The 16,603-nt window shown below is 70.9% G+C and carries 15 protein-coding genes; 9 read left to right on the top strand and 6 right to left on the bottom strand.

Annotated elements, in window-relative coordinates:
• The first annotated feature begins 34 nt into the window (after positions 1-34).
• Positions 35-997, top strand: a complete 963-nt coding sequence (locus ABMY26_RS29725) for an AraC family transcriptional regulator (protein ID WP_372399107.1) — start codon at positions 35-37, stop codon at positions 995-997.
• A gap of 235 nt (positions 998-1,232) precedes the next feature.
• The gene (locus ABMY26_RS29720; RefSeq protein ID WP_372399106.1) at positions 1,233-1,817 is read left to right on the top strand and encodes a GNAT family N-acetyltransferase; all 585 of its coding nucleotides are present in this window, start codon (positions 1,233-1,235) and stop codon (positions 1,815-1,817) included.
• A 69-nt stretch (positions 1,818-1,886) separates the two neighbouring features.
• On the opposite strand, the gene hisC is transcribed toward ABMY26_RS29720, so the two are convergent.
• Together hisC and ABMY26_RS29710 are read right to left on the bottom strand one after the other, a co-directional pair.
• The gene (gene hisC / locus ABMY26_RS29715; protein ID WP_372399105.1) at positions 1,887-2,978 is read right to left on the bottom strand and encodes a histidinol-phosphate transaminase; all 1,092 of its coding nucleotides are present in this window, start codon (positions 2,976-2,978) and stop codon (positions 1,887-1,889) included.
• Positions 2,979-3,068: 90 nt separating this feature from the next.
• Positions 3,069-3,971, bottom strand: a complete 903-nt coding sequence (locus ABMY26_RS29710; protein WP_372399104.1) for a chorismate mutase — start codon at positions 3,969-3,971, stop codon at positions 3,069-3,071.
• A gap of 198 nt (positions 3,972-4,169) precedes the next feature.
• On the opposite strand from ABMY26_RS29710, the gene ABMY26_RS29705 reads away from it, so the two are divergent.
• The 3 genes from ABMY26_RS29705 to ABMY26_RS29695 all read left to right on the top strand — a co-directional run bounded on the left by ABMY26_RS29705 (position 4,170) and on the right by ABMY26_RS29695 (position 6,761).
• Entirely contained in the window at positions 4,170-5,399 is a 1,230-nt protein-coding gene (locus ABMY26_RS29705) for a homoserine O-acetyltransferase (protein ID WP_372399103.1), read from the top strand.
• 18 nt (positions 5,400-5,417) lie between these two features.
• Positions 5,418-6,029, top strand: a complete 612-nt coding sequence (metW, locus tag ABMY26_RS29700; protein WP_372399102.1) for a methionine biosynthesis protein MetW — start codon at positions 5,418-5,420, stop codon at positions 6,027-6,029.
• An 84-nt stretch (positions 6,030-6,113) separates the two neighbouring features.
• The gene (locus tag ABMY26_RS29695; RefSeq protein ID WP_372399101.1) at positions 6,114-6,761 is read left to right on the top strand and encodes a PRC-barrel domain containing protein; all 648 of its coding nucleotides are present in this window, start codon (positions 6,114-6,116) and stop codon (positions 6,759-6,761) included.
• A 13-nt stretch (positions 6,762-6,774) separates the two neighbouring features.
• Here ABMY26_RS29695 and ABMY26_RS29690 read toward each other — a convergent pair whose 3' ends face one another.
• From ABMY26_RS29690 to ABMY26_RS29680, 3 genes are all read right to left on the bottom strand, one after another.
• Positions 6,775-8,217 carry an MFS transporter gene (locus ABMY26_RS29690; protein WP_372399100.1) on the bottom strand — a complete coding sequence of 481 codons (1,443 nt, stop codon included), beginning with the start codon at positions 8,215-8,217 and terminating at the stop codon, positions 6,775-6,777.
• Between the two features lie 84 nt (positions 8,218-8,301).
• Positions 8,302-8,688, bottom strand: coding sequence for a Cu(I)-responsive transcriptional regulator (cueR, locus tag ABMY26_RS29685; RefSeq protein WP_372399741.1), 387 nt, complete (start codon positions 8,686-8,688; stop codon positions 8,302-8,304).
• Between the two features lie 8 nt (positions 8,689-8,696).
• The gene (locus ABMY26_RS29680) at positions 8,697-11,201 is read right to left on the bottom strand and encodes a heavy metal translocating P-type ATPase (RefSeq protein ID WP_372399099.1); all 2,505 of its coding nucleotides are present in this window, start codon (positions 11,199-11,201) and stop codon (positions 8,697-8,699) included.
• Positions 11,202-11,391: 190 nt separating this feature from the next.
• Between ABMY26_RS29680 and ABMY26_RS29675 the strand changes: the two genes are divergently transcribed.
• Positions 11,392-11,952 (top strand): hypothetical protein, encoded by a 561-nt coding sequence (locus ABMY26_RS29675; RefSeq protein WP_372399098.1) that lies wholly within the window; start codon positions 11,392-11,394, stop codon positions 11,950-11,952.
• An 88-nt stretch (positions 11,953-12,040) separates the two neighbouring features.
• Entirely contained in the window at positions 12,041-12,685 is a 645-nt protein-coding gene (locus tag ABMY26_RS29670) for a trimeric intracellular cation channel family protein (RefSeq protein ID WP_372399097.1), read from the top strand.
• Positions 12,686-12,731: 46 nt separating this feature from the next.
• Here ABMY26_RS29670 and ABMY26_RS29665 read toward each other — a convergent pair whose 3' ends face one another.
• Entirely contained in the window at positions 12,732-13,994 is a 1,263-nt protein-coding gene (locus ABMY26_RS29665) for an ABC transporter substrate-binding protein (protein WP_372399096.1), read from the bottom strand.
• Between the two features lie 124 nt (positions 13,995-14,118).
• On the opposite strand from ABMY26_RS29665, the gene ABMY26_RS29660 reads away from it, so the two are divergent.
• On the top strand, positions 14,119-15,558 hold the full coding sequence (locus ABMY26_RS29660; RefSeq protein ID WP_372399095.1) for a tetratricopeptide repeat protein: 1,440 nt from the start codon (positions 14,119-14,121) through the stop codon (positions 15,556-15,558).
• Between the two features lie 124 nt (positions 15,559-15,682).
• Positions 15,683-16,465, top strand: coding sequence for a metallophosphoesterase (locus tag ABMY26_RS29655; RefSeq protein WP_372399094.1), 783 nt, complete (start codon positions 15,683-15,685; stop codon positions 16,463-16,465).
• The last annotated feature ends 138 nt before the right edge of the window (positions 16,466-16,603 follow it).

Here is a 16,603-nt window from a genome sequence, read left to right as displayed (position 1 = left end):
ACAACGTCCGTATCTTTTGATCTGGCGTCCGGATATGTCTGACCCGACCCGACCCCACTCCAGCACCGACCTCGTCAGCGAGCTTCTGCTCGGCATGCGGCTGACCGGCGTGCAATACCGCCGCATGCAGGTCGCCCCCCCCTTCGGCATCGGCTTCGGCACGGTGGAGGGGCGGGCGCAATTCCATTTCATCGCCCGCGGACCGGTCATTTTGCGGATTCCGGCCAGCGGCACCTTTATGCTGAGCACCGGCGATGCGGTGCTTTTGCCACGCGGCGGCGCGCACGAACTGCTGTCGGCGCCGGAGCTGCCGGCCCGCGATGTCTCCAGCTTCGCGACGGCGCCTCTGTGCGGCAACGTCAGCGCCCTCGAATCCTGCCCGGCCGAAAGCTGCCGCACGAAGGACGCGGTCATCTTCACCGGCTGCATGGAATTCGACCTCGGCGCCATGCAGCCGCTGGTCGGCCTGATGCCCGAGGTGATGCAGGTCGGCACCCTGATCGACCGCTACCCCGAGATGCTGCCGATGCTGGAGGCGATGGAGCGCGAGGCGCGGGCCGAACGCGCCGGCTACGCCGGTATCCTGGCCCGGCTGGCCGACGTGGTGTCCGCCTCCATCGTGCGCGGCTGGGTGGAATGCGGCTGCGGCGATGCGCATGGCTGGGTCGACGCGCTGCGCGACCCGCGGCTCGGCCGCGTCATCTCCGCGCTGCATCGGAACCCTGGCCGCAACTGGACCGTGGCGGAACTGGCCGCGGAGATGGGCGCCTCGCGTTCCGTTTTCGCAGAGCGCTTCCTGGCGGTGACCGGCGTGACCCCGGTCCGCTATGTGACGGAACTCCGCATGCGGCTGGCCGCCCAGTGGATCGGGCAGGAGCGGTTGACGATCGAAGCCGCCGCGCATCGGCTCGGCTACGGCTCTCAAGCCGCCTTCAGCCGCGCCTTCAAGCGGATCATGGGCCACTCGCCGGGTGCATCGCGCGACGCGGCATCATAACACCGGCATGAGCGGGACCGGGTGGCGGACCGCCACGTCGTCGCGGGCAATCGAGGGCAATCGAGGGCAACCTGACCGACCGTCACCGCGCGGACTCCGGCAACGCTCTCGCCGACCAACGCAGGATCGCCTTGCAAGGCGCCGGACGCCCGGCTTCGGGTCGAAAGCGGTCGCGTGGAAGCGTGGTAGAAAGCAAGGGCCGGCTCCCCGGCCTTCGCCGCGAAAGGGACATCCGATGCCCAGCCACCCCCTCATCCCCGACCTCTCCACCGACAGGCTGCTCCTTCGTGGCGTCACGGAAGCGGATGTCGAGGCCTACGAGCGGCACTTCATCGACTATGAGGTCGTCCGGCATCTGGCGGCCGCCGTCCCCTGGCCCTATCCGGCGGGCGGCGTCCGCGCGTTCATCCGCGATCAGGTGCTTCCCACCCAGGGGCGGGGGCGCTGGGTGTGGGGGCTGCATCGCAAGGACGCGGACGGGCTGATCGGCGCCATCGACCTCTGGCGGGAGGGGCGGCCGGAGAATCGGGGGTTCTGGCTCGGGCGGGCCTTCTGGGGGCGCGGCTACATGACCGAAGCCGTCGTCCGCGTCACCGATTTCGCGTTCCAGGACCTGGGCTTCGACCGGCTCCTCTTCACCAACGCCGTCGGCAACCGGCGGTCACATGACATCAAGGCGCGCACCGGCGCGACCCTGGTCGGCGTGGCCCCGGCCTCCTTCGTCGATCCCGCCTACGGCGAGCACGAGATCTGGCGCCTCACCAGGGAGGACTGGGCGCACTGGCGCAACCCGTCCGGACAGCCCCCGGCGGGGGCGTGACGGAAAGCGGGGCGAGGCGGGGCGCACCGTCGCCGGCACGCCCCGCCGCCCCGATCTCAGTCCACGGTCTCAGCCCGCCAGGAAGCCCGTCAGCGCATCGACCACCGCGCGCATCTCGGCCTCGGTGCCGATGGTCACGCGCAGGCAGCTCGGCAGGCCGTAGGAGGGCATCTGCCGCACCAGGATGCCGCGCGCCTTCAGGAACAGGCGGGCGGCCTCGGCGTCGTCCTTGCCGGCCGGCTGGCCCTTGAAGTCGATCAGCACGAAGTTGGTCACGCTGGGATGCACGGTCAGGCCCAGACCCTGGACCGCCTCGCAGAACCAGCCGCGCCACTGCTCGTTGTGGCGGCGCGAGCGGTCGAGGAACTCGGCATCCTCCACCGCGGCGATCCCGGCGACATGGGCGGCGGTCGAGACGTTGAACGGGCCGCGCACCCGGTTCAGCACGTCGACGATCCCGGCCGGGCCGTAGCACCAGCCGATGCGCAGCGAGCCCAGCGCGAAGATCTTCGAGAAGGTGCGGGTCATCACCACGTTGGGGAACCGCTCCACCAGCTCCTCGCCGGCGGTGTAGTCGTCCTTGTTCATGTACTCGGCATAGGCCGCATCGATGACCAGCACGACGTCCGGCGGCAGGCCGGCATGCAGCCGCGCCACCTCCGACGCCGGCAGATAGGTGCCGGTCGGGTTGTTCGGGTTGGCGAGGAAAACCAGGCGGGTGCGCGGGGTGACGCGGGCCAGCAGCTGGTCGACGCTGGCGGTCAAGCCGTCCTCCGGCGCCGTCACCGGGGTGGCGCCGACCGACTTGGCGCCGATCGGATACATCAGGAAGCCGTGCTGCGAATACAGCACCTCGTCGCCCGGACCGGCATAGGAGCGGATCAGCAGGCTGATGATCTCGTCCGACCCGGCGCCGCAGACGATGCGGTCGGCGTCCAGGTTGAAGCGCTTGGCGATCGCCCCGCGCAGGGCGGCCGAGCCGCCGTCCGGGTAGCGGTGCAGAGTCGAGGCCGCCGCCGCATAGGCCTCCATCGCCTTCGGGCTCGGACCCAGCGCGCCCTCGTTCGACGCGAGGCGGATATGACCCTGATGCTCGCCGCCGACATAGGCGGCGATGTCGAGAATCCCCGGACGCGGCTGCGGGCCGTTCGGTTGGGTCATGGCTTGCGGACCTTCTGGAAGGTTGGGCTTGGAAAGGTTGGGCTTGGATAAGGTGGGGCGGAACGAGGCGGGGCGGAACCGCCCGGCGCGTCAGCCCAGATGCAGCGGCACGGCATAGCCGCCGACGACGTTGACCCGCACCGGGATGTCGCCCGACCGCTCGGCCAGCGCGGCCAGACGGGGGTCGCCATGGTCGACGAAATCGGCGATCTCGACCAGATGGACCGACGGCCCGCCGCCGCTCATCCCGGTGGCGTGGCCGGCGGGATGCCAAGTGCAGAAATTGACCGGCGGCAGGCGGCAGGCCTCCAGCATGTCCTTCAACCGGCCGCGGCTGAGGTCGCCGCCGATCTCGATGCTGAGCAGCGAGCGGTCGTCGCCCGTCGGCTCGTGCGGGACGGCGGCGATGGCCAGCGCGTCGCGATTCTCGCCGCGGGCGTTGCCGCGGCCGCAGAAGGGAAGCCGCGCCACCACCTGCGGCCGGCCGGGGTCGGCCGACACCAGGAAGCGCCACCAGGGATCCGAATCGTCGTCGGCCGGATAGGGCACCACGGCGACGGTCGCCGTCCCCTCCGACACGGCGCGGAGCGCGGCGGCCGGGGTGTTGACGGCGCTCATCGGCACGAAGCCGCCGAAATGGTCGCGGGCGATGTCCCAGAAGCCGCGGCGGTCCTCCGGCGCATAGACGGCGACGGCGAAGGGCCCCTGCATGCGGGTGAAGGCGGTGATCATCTCGCGCCAGATGCGGACGACGACCTGGGCGGGGAAGGAGCCGGCATGGCGGGCCATCAGGCGGCGCAGGATCGTCGCCTCCCGCGCCGGGCGCAGGTAGACCGCCTGCCCGCCGTTGCCGTTTCCGGCGGCGCCATTGCCCTTCGCCGCCCCGATGCGTTCCACCACGGCGGCGCGGCGCATCAGCAGGTCATGGATCGCGTCGTCGATCTGGTCGATCTCGCGGCGCAAATCGTCGAGCGGGGTCCGGGCGGGAGACATCGATCACGAAACCATCGGAAGCAGAGCCGGTAAGTAGTAGTCCGCATGCGCCGGGAAATCAAAGAAAACATTGACACTCCGAAGGCCGGCTTCGTAGCTATACGCTCCCGTTCCGCCCCAGCTCGCCCAGGGTGCCCAGCCAAGGGTTCCGGCGGCTGGAGTCCGTAAGGCCAGCAACGCCCGAAGGCAAGAATCGAGATGTCCGCGCACCCGACCGCGCAACAGCCCCAGCTTCATGCGGAGGGGCAGGTTCCGGATGACGCCGCCGGCCGGGCCCAGCCCGGCAGGCGCGTGCGGCTGGCCGTCGACCGGCCGATGCGGCTGGACAGCGGGATCGAGATCGGCGGCTTCCAGATCGCCTACCAGACCTACGGCACGCTGAACGCCGACCGCTCGAATGCGATCATGGTCTGCCACGCCCTGACCGGCGACCATTTCGTGGCCGAGACCCATCCCGTCACCGGCAAGCCCGGCTGGTGGGAGATGCTGGTCGGTCCCGGCAAGCCGGTCGACACCGACCGCTATTTCGTCATCTGCTCCAACGTGCTGGGCGGCTGCCTGGGCAGCAGCGGGCCGAAGGACACCGATCCGGCGACCGGCCTGCCCTATGGCCTGTCCTTCCCGGTCGTCACCATCGGCGACATGGTGCGGGCGCAGAAGCTGCTGGTCGAGCATCTCGGCATCGACAAGCTGTTCTGCGTCATCGGCGGCTCGATGGGCGGCATGCAGGTGCTGCAATGGGCGGTGGCCTACCCCGAATCGGTGTTCGCCGCGGTGCCGATCGCCACCGCCGCCCGCCATTCGGCGCAGAACATCGCCTTCCACGAGGTCGGGCGCCAGGCGATCATGGCCGACCCGCAATGGCGCGGCGGCAGCTATCTGCTGGACGGCACCCGGCCGGAAGCCGGGCTGGCGGTGGCGCGCATGGCCGCGCACATCACCTACCTGTCAGAGGCGGCGCTGCACCGCAAGTTCGGCCGCAACCTGCAGGACCGCAAGGCGATCACCTACGGCTTCGACGCCGACTTCCAGGTCGAGAGCTACCTGCGCTACCAGGGCGCCGCCTTCGTCGAGCGGTTCGACGCCAACTCCTACCTCTACATCACCCGGGCGATGGATTACTTCGACCTCGCCGCCGATGCGGGCGGGTCGCTGGCCAACGCCTTCCGGCCGGGGGGGAAGACGACACCGGTGCGCTTCTGCCTCGCCAGCTTCTCCAGCGACTGGCTGTTCCCGACCTCCGAATCGCGGGCCATCGTCCATGCGCTGAACGCGGTCGCCGCCAATGTCAGCTTCGTGGAGATCGAAACCGACAAGGGCCACGACGCCTTCCTGCTGGACGAGCCGGAGTTCCATCAGGTGATCCATGGCTTCCTGGAGGGCTGTGCCGAGCATCGCGGCCTGTCCGTCCGCCGCCGCGCACGCTGACCGGGACCAAGGCCGACCATGCTGGACATTCGCGACGACCTGAAGCTGATCGCCGAGATGGTGGAGCCGAACAGCCGCGTGCTGGACGTCGGCTGCGGCGACGGCGCCCTGCTGGACCATCTGGCCCACACCAAGAACGTCGACGCGCGCGGCATCGAGCTCAGCATGGACGGCGTGCGGCAATGCGTGGCGCACGGCCTGTCGGTGATCCAGGGCGACGCCGAGACCGACCTGAAGGACTATCCGGCCGACGCCTTCGACTATGTCATCCTCGGCCAGACGCTGCAGGCGATGCGGCAGCCGCGCGACGTGCTGGAGATGATGTGCCGCATCGGCCGCCGCGCCATCGTCTCGGTGCCCAATTTCGGCTATTGGCGGGTCCGCATGCAGCTGATGCTGACCGGCCGCATGCCGGTGACCGAGAAGCTGGGCTACCAGTGGTGGGAGACGCCCAACATCCATTTCTGCACGCTGCGCGACTTCGTCGTGCTGACCGGGGAGATGGGCATCACCATCGAGCAGACCCGGATCATCGACCGCGCAGGCCGGGTGACCAGCCGCGCCCATTCCGGCTTCGCCAACCTGCTGGGCGAACAGGGCGTCTTCCTGCTGCGGCGCAACGGGGCCTGAGGGAATAGGCGCGGCGCCGGCAACCCGCGGGCGGTTGGGCTGTTAACAGGGCGATACCGAATCCGAACGGAAGGGTCGCCCGCCATGCTCCGCCCCACTCTCCACCGAACGCTCCGCCCCCTGTTGAGCGCCCTGCCGGCCGCAGCGCTGCTGCTGTCCGGTGCCGCCATGGCTCAAACCCCGGCGCCGGCGCCCGAGGCGGCGGCACCGGGGGCCACCCCGCCGCTGATGACGGCGCCCCGCCCGGACGACCAGTCGACCACCGATCCGGTCGCGTCGCCGCCGAGCATCAGCGGGGAGGCGCCGTCGCGCGAGGGGCAACAGGGCACCGCTCCCACTGGCGCCGCCGCCGCCGGCTCCCCGCCGGCCGGGTCGCCGCCGGTCGCCGCCCTGCCGCCGGCCGCCCTCAACCCGGATCAGGCGCGGGCGATGGTGGGAACGGAGCTGCGCACCCGCGACGGCCGGCCGGGCGGCCGCATCCTCGACTTCACGCTGGCCGAACCGGCAAATCCGGCCGATCCTGCCAATCCGGCGGGCGACCGGCTGAACCGGATCGTGGTGGCGCCGAACGACGTGCTCGGGCTGGGCGAGAAGCTGGTGGCGGTGCCGCTCGGCGCATTGACCAACGGGCCGGACGGGCCGGCGCTCGACCTCGACCAGGCCGACCTCGCCCAGGCGCCGACCTTCGCCTATGGCAGCGAGCGGACCCTGACCCGGCCGGACCGGCAATAGGGACAGGAACGGCTCAGGCCGCCGCGGCGCGGCGGCGGAAGAGGCCGGTCAGGCAGGCGAGCACGCACAGCCCGGTCCCCAGCCACATCACCGCCACCGTGCCATCCGCCTTGCCCATGGCGGTGAAGACCAGCCCGACCGCCGCGGCGCCCAGCGTCTGGCCCAGCAGCCGGCCGGTCGCCTGGATGCCGCTGGCGCCGCCGCTGCGCTCCTTCGGCGCGCTGCTGACCAGCACCTTGTTGTTCGGTGTCTGGAACAGGCCGAAGCCGAAGCCGGCCAGCGCCATCCGCCACGCCACGTCCAGCGTCGACGGATCGGCCGGCAGCAGCGCCATCAGGGCAAGGCCGGCGGCGAACAGCGCCAGCCCGGCCGCCGCCATCCGGGTCGGCTCGTAGCGGTCGGCCAGCCGGCCGGAGATCGGGGCGATCAGCGCCACCATCAGCGGCCAGGGGGTCATCAGCAGCCCCGATTCGGCGAGCGAGCGGTGCAACACATCCTCGAAATAGAAGGGCAGCGCCACGAAGGCGGCGTTCTGCGCCGCGAAGGAGCAGACCGAGGTCACCACCGTCAGGGCGAAGACCGGCCGGCGCAGCAGGTCGACCGGCAGCAGCGGCGCCGCCTGCGCCAGCTCGCGCCGCACCAGCGTCACGCCCAGCAGCAGCGCGCCGCCCAGCCCGGCGGCGACCAGCCAGGCCGGCTGGCTGCCGTCCACCCCCTTGAAGCCGACGATCAGCAGGCCGAGCATGCCGGCGTTCAGCGCGGCGCTCAGCCAGTCGAAGCGGTGCCCGGCGGGGGTGGAGGCCGGCATCGCCCGCGCCGCCACGACCAGCGCCGCCAGCCCGAGCGGGACATTGACCGCGAACAGCCAGGGCCAGGAGGCGACGGACAGGATCAGCGCCGCCAGGGTCGGCCCGGCCGCCGAGGACACCGCGACGATCATCGCGTTGTAGCCGACGCCGCGCCCCAGATGGGTGGAGGGGTAGATGTGGCGGACCAGCGCCAGATTGACGCTCATGATGCCGGCGCCGCCGATGCCCTGGAGCACGCGGGCGACGGTCAGCGTCGCCAGGTTGGGCGACAGGGCGCAGGCGAGCGAGGCCGCGGTGAAGACCGCCAGCCCGAACCAGTAGACCTTGCGGTAGCCGACGATGTCGCCCAGCGAGGCCAGCGGGAACAGCGAGACGGTGACCGCCAGCTGATAGGCGTTGACCACCCAGATCGCGCCGGCGGCATCGACCGCGAATTCACGCTGGATGGTCGGCAGGGCGATGTTGGCGACGACGCCGTCCAGCACCGCCATGATCAGCGCGACGGTCATCGCCGCCATCGCCCAGTAGCGTTGCGGGACGGGCAACCCGTCGGTGGCGGGAACGTCCCTGGCGGGGCCGGTGGCGGGATTGGCGGCGGGACTGGCGGCAGGCTGGGAGCCGAGAGTCGGAGCGGGAAGGTCGGGCATGGCCCCGAGCATAGAGGCAGCCAAGCGTTGCGCGGACGCAGCAATTTCGCATGAAAGCGTTGCGGCGGGAGGACATGCCCTCCTTTAGGACGCCAGATCCTTCAGGATCGGGCATTCCGGACGCTCGTCGCCGTGGCAGGCGTCGGCCAGCTCGTGCAGCGTGTCGCGCATCGCCTGCAACTCGGCGATCTTCGCGTCCAGCTCGTCGATGTGCTGCCGGGCGATCCGCTTGACCTCCTTGCTGCAACGGGAGCGGTCCTGCCACAGCCCGACCAGCTTCTGGATGCGCTCGATCCCGAACCCCAGAGTCCGCGCCCGCTTGACGAAGCGCAGCACATTCACATCCGCCGCGCCGTAAAGTCGATAGCCGGACGCCGTCCGCCCGGCCTCCGGGATCAGGCCGATCGATTCATAGTAGCGGATCAGCTTGGCGTTCACGCCCGACGCCTTCGCGGCGTCGCCGATGGTCATCGCGTCCTTCATCGCCCGTCCTCCCGCCTGCCCTCCGGCTTGACCTGCGGCGGCGACCAGCCGCGCAGGGTCAGGGCGTTCACCACGACGCTGACCGAGCTGAGCGCCATCGCCGCCCCGGCCAGCACCGGGCTGAGGTTGCCGGACGCCGCCAGCGGAATGCCGACCACATTGTAGGCGAAGGCCCAGAACAGCCCCTGCCGGATCTTGGAGTATGTGCGCCGCGACACGTCGATGGCCCCGGCCACAAGGCGCGGGTCGCCGCGCATCAGGGTGACGCCGGCACTGTGCATCGCCACGTCGGTTCCGGTCGCCATGGCGATGCCGACATCGGCGGCGGCCAGCGCCGGGGCGTCGTTGACGCCGTCGCCGACCATGCCGACGATCTTCCCCTCCGCCTTCAGCGTCGCGATCACCCCGGCCTTGTCGCCCGGCAGCACCTCGGCGAACACCCGCGCGATGCCGAGCGCCGCGGCGACCGAGCGGGCGGCGCCCCAGCCGTCGCCGGTCACCATCACCGGCTCGACCCCCTGCGCCTTCAGCGAGGCGACCGCCGCGACCGCGCTGTCCTTCACCGTGTCGCCGAAGGCGACGAGGCCCAACAGGCGTGGCGCGACACCAAGCTCCATCAGCCAGGACAGGGTCCGGCCGCTCGCCGCCAGCTCCTCCGCGCGGGCGGCCAGCGCTCCTTGCGACAGGCCGGCCTCCTCCACCGCGCGGGCGTTGCCGAGTTGCAGGCGGCGGCCCGCCACCGTCCCGGCCACGCCGCGCCCGGCCAGTGCGCGGAACTCCGTCACCGCCTCGGGCCCCGGCCCCACCGCAATTCCGGCCTGCCCGGCCCGGTCGCGCAGCGCCTGGGCCAGCGGATGCTCGCTGCCGGACTGGAGCGCGGCGGCAAGGCGCAGCAGCGACGCGTCGTCGACACCCTCGGCGGGAATCAGGTCGGTGACTCGCGGCTTGCCCTCGGTCAGGGTGCCGGTCTTGTCGAAGGCGACGGCGGTCAGGGCGTGGGCGCGCTCCAGCGCTTCGGCGTCCTTGATCAGGATGCCGTGTCGGGCGGCGGCGCCGGTGCCGACCATGATCGCGGTCGGCGTCGCCAGACCGAGCGCGCAAGGGCAGGCGATCACCAGCACCGAGACCGCGGTGACGATGGCCGTCTCCAGATCGCCGCCGACGATCCACCAGCCGGCCAGCGTCAGCGCCGCGACCGCCAGCACCGCCGGCACGAACACCGCGCTGACCCGGTCGACCAGCCGCTGGATCGGCGCCTTCGACGCCTGGGCGCCCTCCACCATGCGGACGATCTGCGCCAGCATCGTCTCGGTGCCGACCGCCGTGGTCTCCACCACCAGCAGGCCGTCGCCGTTGATCGAACCGCCGGTGACGCGGGCGCCCGGCTCCTTGTCGACCGGCAGGCTCTCGCCGGTCAGCATCGATTCGTCGACGCCGCCGGCCCCCTCTTGCACCCGGCCGTCGACCGGCATCCGCTCGCCGGGGCGGACGACCACGAGGTCGCCGACGCGCACGCGCTCCACCGGCACTTCGGTCTCGACGCCGCCGCGGCGCAGCCGGGCGGTGGCCGGGCGCAGATCCATCAGCGCGCGGATCGCCGCCGCGGTCTGGCCCTTCGCCCGCGCCTCCAGCCATTTGCCGAACAGCACGAAGGCGATCAGCACCGCGGAGGCTTCGAAATAGAGATGGGGCTCATGTCCGGCCCCATGACCGGCGGGCGCGGTCAGCATCAGGTACAGGCTGAGCCCCCAGGCGGCGGAGGTGCCGAGCGCGACCAGCAGATCCATGTTGCCGGCCCCGGCCCGCAGCGCGTTCCAGCCGGCCCGGTAGAAGCGGGCGCCGAGCCAGAACTGCACCACGCTGGCCAGCACCAGCTGCACCCAGCCCGGCAGCATCCAGTCGGCCCCGAACGGGGCGCCGGCCATGCCCGCCAGCAGCGGCAGCGACAGGGCGGCGGCGATCAGCACATGCTGCAGGTCGCGGCGGCCGCGGTCGGCCCGCGCCTGCTCCTCGGCATTGCCACCGTCCTCCCGGAGGGGCGAGGCGCCGTAGCCGGCCTTCTCCACCACCGCGATCAGACCGGCGCCGTCGACGCTGCCGGCGAAGGCGACGATGTGGGCGCGTTCGGTCGCCAGATTGACCGCCACCGTTTCCACGCCGGGCAGCCGGCCCAGCGCCTTCTCCACCCGGCCGGCGCAGGAGGCGCAGGTCATGCCGGTGACCGACAGGTCGAACTCCTGCCGGTCGGCGTGGAAGCCGGCGGCCTCCACCGCGTCGGCCGCCGCCCTGACCGCCGCCTTGATGTCGGGTTGGCCAGCGAAGGTCAGCCGTGCCCGCTCGGTCGCCAGATTGACCGACACGGCGGTGACTCCGGGCACCCGGCCCAGCGCCTTCTCCACCCGGCGGACGCAGGAGGCGCAGGTCATACCCGAGACCCCGAGATCGAGGTCGGCCGGCGGAGCTGCCGCCGCGGGCGCGCTGTCGTGCTGGGTCGTGGTCATGCCGGTTCTCCTTCGACTGGTCTCGGCATGGAGTGATATGGGGCTTCCAACGATTGGAAGGTCAAGGGGCGGATCGCCGCAACCATGCCGTCCCGCCGCGCGAATGAACAAATGGCCGGCTGAACAAAGGGCCGGGCCGGGCGTTCCCTGCCCTGACCACCGAGCAACTGCGCGAAGGGAGCGCCCGCCCGTGACCCGCCTGACCATCGCCGAGGCTCAGAGCCGCGTCTCGCACCTGCTGACCCATGACGTCGTCGAGGATCTGCGCGCCGTGGAGTACGAGACGCCGCCGCTGGCCGACGCCCCCTCCGCCACGCCGCTGGCCGAGCTGCGGCGCGCTGGCGTCAGCTTCAGCCACGCCTCCGGCTCGCCCGACTGCCTGTACCGCATAGGCGCCTTCGGCGATTCCCTGCTGATGCGGTTGCAGCTGAATGTCCGGCGCTTCGTCGCGATCTATCAGGTGCCGGTGAAGGATCCGATCGACAGCAACACCATCGCCCCGCATTTCGAGCGCTGGGCCATCGGCGCCGGTCATGCCGGCTGGACCATCGGCTGGCGCGACGGCGTCGATCCCTGGACGCAGGATCTGCGGGTGGTGGAGACCTATTGCTACGCCATGCTGCCGGAAGACTTCCTGGACGAGCCGCTGACCCAGCTCTACTGGCGCACCGACCTGTTGCAGATGACCCGCGCCTTCATGCTGGAGGCGCGGCGGATGGGAATCCGGCTGTCGGCGCTCGACAGCGTGTAGCGGAACGGGGGGTAGCGGAGGTTTCGCTTGGCCGGAGGGGGTGGGGCATGCTCAATCTGTGGGCAGACCTCCCTGCGCCGAGCCAGCCATGCCACCTTTTCCGCTTCCGATGCCGACCGACCTCTCCACCCTCTTGATGGCGATGGATCTGGTCGGCGTGTTCGTCTTCGGCCTCAGCGGCGGCACGCTGGCGGTGCGCAAGAAGCTGGATCTGGTCGGGGTGATGGTGCTGTCGCTGGCCGCGGCGCTGGCCGGCGGCGTGGTCCGCGACCTGCTGATCGGCGCGCTGCCGCCGGCCAGCCTCGGCGACGACCGCTATCTGCTGGCCGCGCTGGCCGCCGGGCTCGCCGCGTTCCTGTTCCACCGGCCGATCAACCGGCTGGGCAAGCCGGTGATGGTGCTGGACGCCGCCGGGCTGGGGCTGTTCACCGTGGCCGGTTGCAGCAAGGCGCTGGCCTACGGCCTCTCGCCGCTGCCGGCCGCCCTGCTCGGCGTCATGACCGCCTGCGGCGGGGGCGCGGTGCGCGACCTGCTGGTCGCCGAGGTGCCGCGGGTGCTGCGCGAGGAGATCTACGCGATGGCGGCGCTGCTGGGCGCCGCGGTGGTGATCGCCGGCCAGCGGCTGGAGCTGCCGCCGGTGCCGGTCGCGGTGGTCGGCGTGCTGGCCGTCTTCACGCTCCGCGTGGTGAGCGTGCTGCGCGGCTGGAGCGCGCCCAGGGCTCCGGGGAGTTGAGAAGCGCCCTCTCCCGCCTCGGGAGGGGGCGCTCCGGTGACTATCCTTACGCCCGCTTGCCCCAGCCCGGCATCGGGAAGACCGGGTCGGCTTCCGCCGAGCCCTTGGGCAGCACCACGGTCGGGCGCAGCTTGTGGTTCTGGATGCAGGCGGACACCAGGCTGGTGTTCTGGCCCTTGTCGTCGAAGGTGATCGCCGGGCCGACCATCAGCTTGTCCGACAGGTTGGTCTGGCGCAGCGCCGCCAGCATGGCGGAGGATTCGGCGGTGCCGGCCCGCTTGAAGGCGTCGGCGGCGATCAGGATCGCCTCGAAGGTGAAGGCGACGTTGAAGGCGTAGCCCTCGAAACGGTCGTTCGGATACTGCTTCCTGAACGCCGCCTCGACCCGCTTGGTCATCGCCGCCTTGGGATCGTACCAGGGCAGGTTGGTGATGGCGTAGTCGGCGTATTTGCCGAGAACCTTGTAGAACTGCTCGTCATACAGGCCGGGCGAGCCGGGGGAGACGATGCCCTTGGGCTCCCAGCGCTGCTTGACCATCTCGCGCACCATCATGATGGCGTCGTTGGCGCGGGTGGTGACGATGGCAAGCTCGGCGCCGGTGGCCTTGGCCTTCGCCACCTCCACCGCCAGATCCTGCGCCTTGGGATCGTAGGAGATCGATTCCAGGATCTGGAACGGCATGTCGAGCTTGGGGAACAGCGCGTCGATCGCCGCCTTGTTCGCCATGCCGAAGGTGTCGTTGGCGTGCAGGAACACCGCCGTCTTCGGCGTGGTGCCGGTCGCGGCGAACAGATCCTTCATCAAGGACATCCCGTTCGACACCAGCATGGTGGAGGTCGGGAAGTTGCGGAAGACGGTCTTGAAGCCCTGTTCGGTCAGCTTGTCGGCGGCGGCGATGTTCATCACCAGCGGCACGCCGCGCTGCTCGCAGACCTGGGCGGCGGCGGCGGTCTGGCCGCTGTCGAAGGCGCCGACGATGACATGGGCGCCGTCGTTGATCAGCTTCTCGGTGCGCGAGCGGGCGACGTCGGCGTTCGATTCGGTGTCGGCCGACATCACCTCGACCTTGTAGCCGAGGTCGGACAGCACGGCCGGCGCGATCTCCGCACCGCGCTGGCAGGCCTGGCCGGCCTGGGCCAGCAGGCCGGAGCGCGGCAGCAGCACGCCGACCTTCAGCGTCGTGTCCTGGGCGAACACCGGGGCGCGGCCGAAGCCGGCCAGCACGCCGCCGGCGACCGCCGCCTGGCCGAGCGCGCGGCGGGAAAGGGCGAATCCTCCGGTGGAACGGTTCTTATGATCGTTGGTCATGATGGAACTGGAGCCTTTTGCTGGACGCAAAACCAATCGGGTCGGCGGAAGATTCCACCGGAGGCCCCCTCTGTGTCAAAGTGGAATCGTCGCAAGCCTTCAGAACGCAACGGATTTCCCAGTCATGCCAAGCAGCGTCCAGACCGTCACGCTCGACGAGGCGCTCGCCATCGCACTCGACCATCTCAAGGCCGGCCGGCTGGAGGAGGGCGAGGCGCTGTACCGCCGCATCCTGGACGCCGATCCCGGCAACGCCGAGGCGCTGCACCGGCTGGGCTTCATCGCCGCCCGCAACGGCGATGCCGGCCGCGCGCTCGACCTCCTGACCCGCTCGGTCGAGAGGGTGCCCGACGCCGATGCCCTGTTCAACCTGGGCACCCTGCACCACCGCGCCCTGCGCACCGAGGAGGCGGTCGCCATCTACCGCCGCGCCGTCGCGGAGCGTCCCGACTTTCCCGACGCCGAATACCATCTGAGCGAGGCGCTGCAGGGGGCCGGCCGGCTGGACGAGGCGCTGGAGGTGCTGGGCGTGCTGCTGGGCCGCCACCCCCATTTCCCGGCCGGCTGGCGCCAGCGCGGCGACATCGAGGCGGAACTGGGCCGGCCCGGCGCCGCGGTCCATCACTATGAGATGGCGCTGGCGCTCAATCCCGGCGACGCCCTGTCCCAGGCCCGGCTGGCGGAACAGGATGCCGCCTACCGGGCGCGGCGCGCGGCGATGGACGCGCGGCTGGCGGACGGCCGCCACGACCTGCGCGACACCACCGTCATGATCCCCTTCCGCGCCGACAGCGAGGACCGCAAGCGCAACCTGCGCTGGATCGTCGCCTTCCTGCTGAAGCATGCCGACACCACGATCCTGATCGGCGAGGACAAGGACGGGCCGAGCGACGTTCCCGACGCGCTCGGCCCCGAGCTGGCGTCCCGCTGCCGCCACCTGCATCTGCGCGGCAACGACACCCCCTTCACCCACAAGGCCCACCTGATCAACCGGATGGCCGAGGCGGCGGAGACGCCGATCGTCGCCCTGCACGACACCGACATCGTGGTCGACCCGGTGCAGTATGTGCTGGCGCGCGACGCGGCGCGGCGCGGCGACGGCATGGTCTTCCCCTACAACGGGCTGTTCTTCTGGATCATGGGGCGCGAGGTCCTGCGCTTCGGCCACACCCTGTCGGCGGCGCCGCTGGCCGGCGCCGCCCTGCGCTTCCCGCTGATGCACCGCAACTCGCCCGGCGGCGGCGCCTTCTTCGACCGTGGGCTGCTGCTGGCCAGCGGCGGCTACAACGAGGCCTTCCTGTCCTGGGGCTATGAGGACGACGAGATCGTCGAGCGCTTCCGCGGGCTTGGGCTGCGGGTGGAGCGGGTGCCGGGGCCGCTCTATCACCTGGAGCATGCGAGGCCGGAGAATTCGTCCGACCAGAACCCCTTCTTCGTGGCCAACCGGCTGGAGTTGGAGCGCATCCGCGCCGCCGGTGCGGACCGGCTGCGCGCCGACATCGCCGCCGGGCGGCTGAAACGCCCGCTGCTGTCGTCGCGCGACCTGCCGCACGACCTGCCATGACCGGCAACGGCGGGCCTTTTGCGGTGCAACAGAGGGGGGCCCTTGAAGCGGCGCCGGCCCGCACACAGGTGAGACTGGGCGTGACGGATTTGAGAACGGACTCGTGTTGAAGCTGGCGCGCAGATTGTGGTCTGAGGCCACCTCCGGCAAGACGGCGGGCAAGCTGGCCGGCAAACCGGCGGCAGGCCCGGCGGCGGTGCCGCGCGGCATCCGCGTCTATGCGGTCGGCGACATCCACGGCCGGCTCGACCTGCTCGACCAGCTGCTCGGCCAGATCGCCCGCGACGCCGGACAGGGCTCCGAACTTCTGCATTATCTCGTGTTCCTCGGCGACTATGTCGACCGCGGCCCGGATTCTCGGCTGGTGATCGAACGGCTGTCCTGCGGCCTGCCCCCGGCCTTCGGCGCCGTCTGCCTGCGCGGCAACCACGAGGACACGATGCAGGGCTTCCTGTCGGACCTGCGGATGGCGCCCGGCTGGCTGACCTACGGCGGCGACGCGACGCTGGAAAGCTACGGCATCACCGCCCCGGCGGCCGACGCGCCGATGGAGCATCTGCACCAGGCGCAATGCATGCTGAACAACGTCCTGCCGCCCCACCACCGCGCCTTCCTGGCCGGGCTGCGCAACCACCTGACCATCGGCGACTATCATTTCGTCCATGCCGGCGTGCGCCCCGGCGTGCCGCTGGACCGGCAGGAGGACAAGGACCGCCTGTGGATCCGCGACGCCTTCCTGGGCTCGCGGGCCGACCATGGCAAGGTGGTCGTCCACGGCCATACCATCGCTCCCGAGCCGGACCTGCTGCCCAACCGCATCGGCATCGACACCGGCGCCTACGCCACCAACCGCCTGACCGCCCTGGTGCTGGAGGGGACGGAGCGGCGGTTCCTCTGCACGGTGTGACGGATGCCCGCGGCGCCGGGCATGACGGCACGGGCGGCCATACCAGTTGCATCGAATTGCGGCATGCGACGCCTCGGTGAAGAATGCTTCGCATTTTGTTAATGTTTCTCGTGTTTGAAGCTTAAACATAGCTTTTCG

Source organism: Azospirillum sp. HJ39, from assembly GCF_041507355.1.
In the GTDB taxonomy this organism is placed as follows: Bacteria; Pseudomonadota; Alphaproteobacteria; order Azospirillales; family Azospirillaceae; genus Azospirillum; species Azospirillum thiophilum.
Note: the sequence above shows the minus strand (reverse complement) of the source record. Positions and strands in the feature narration are given on the sequence as shown.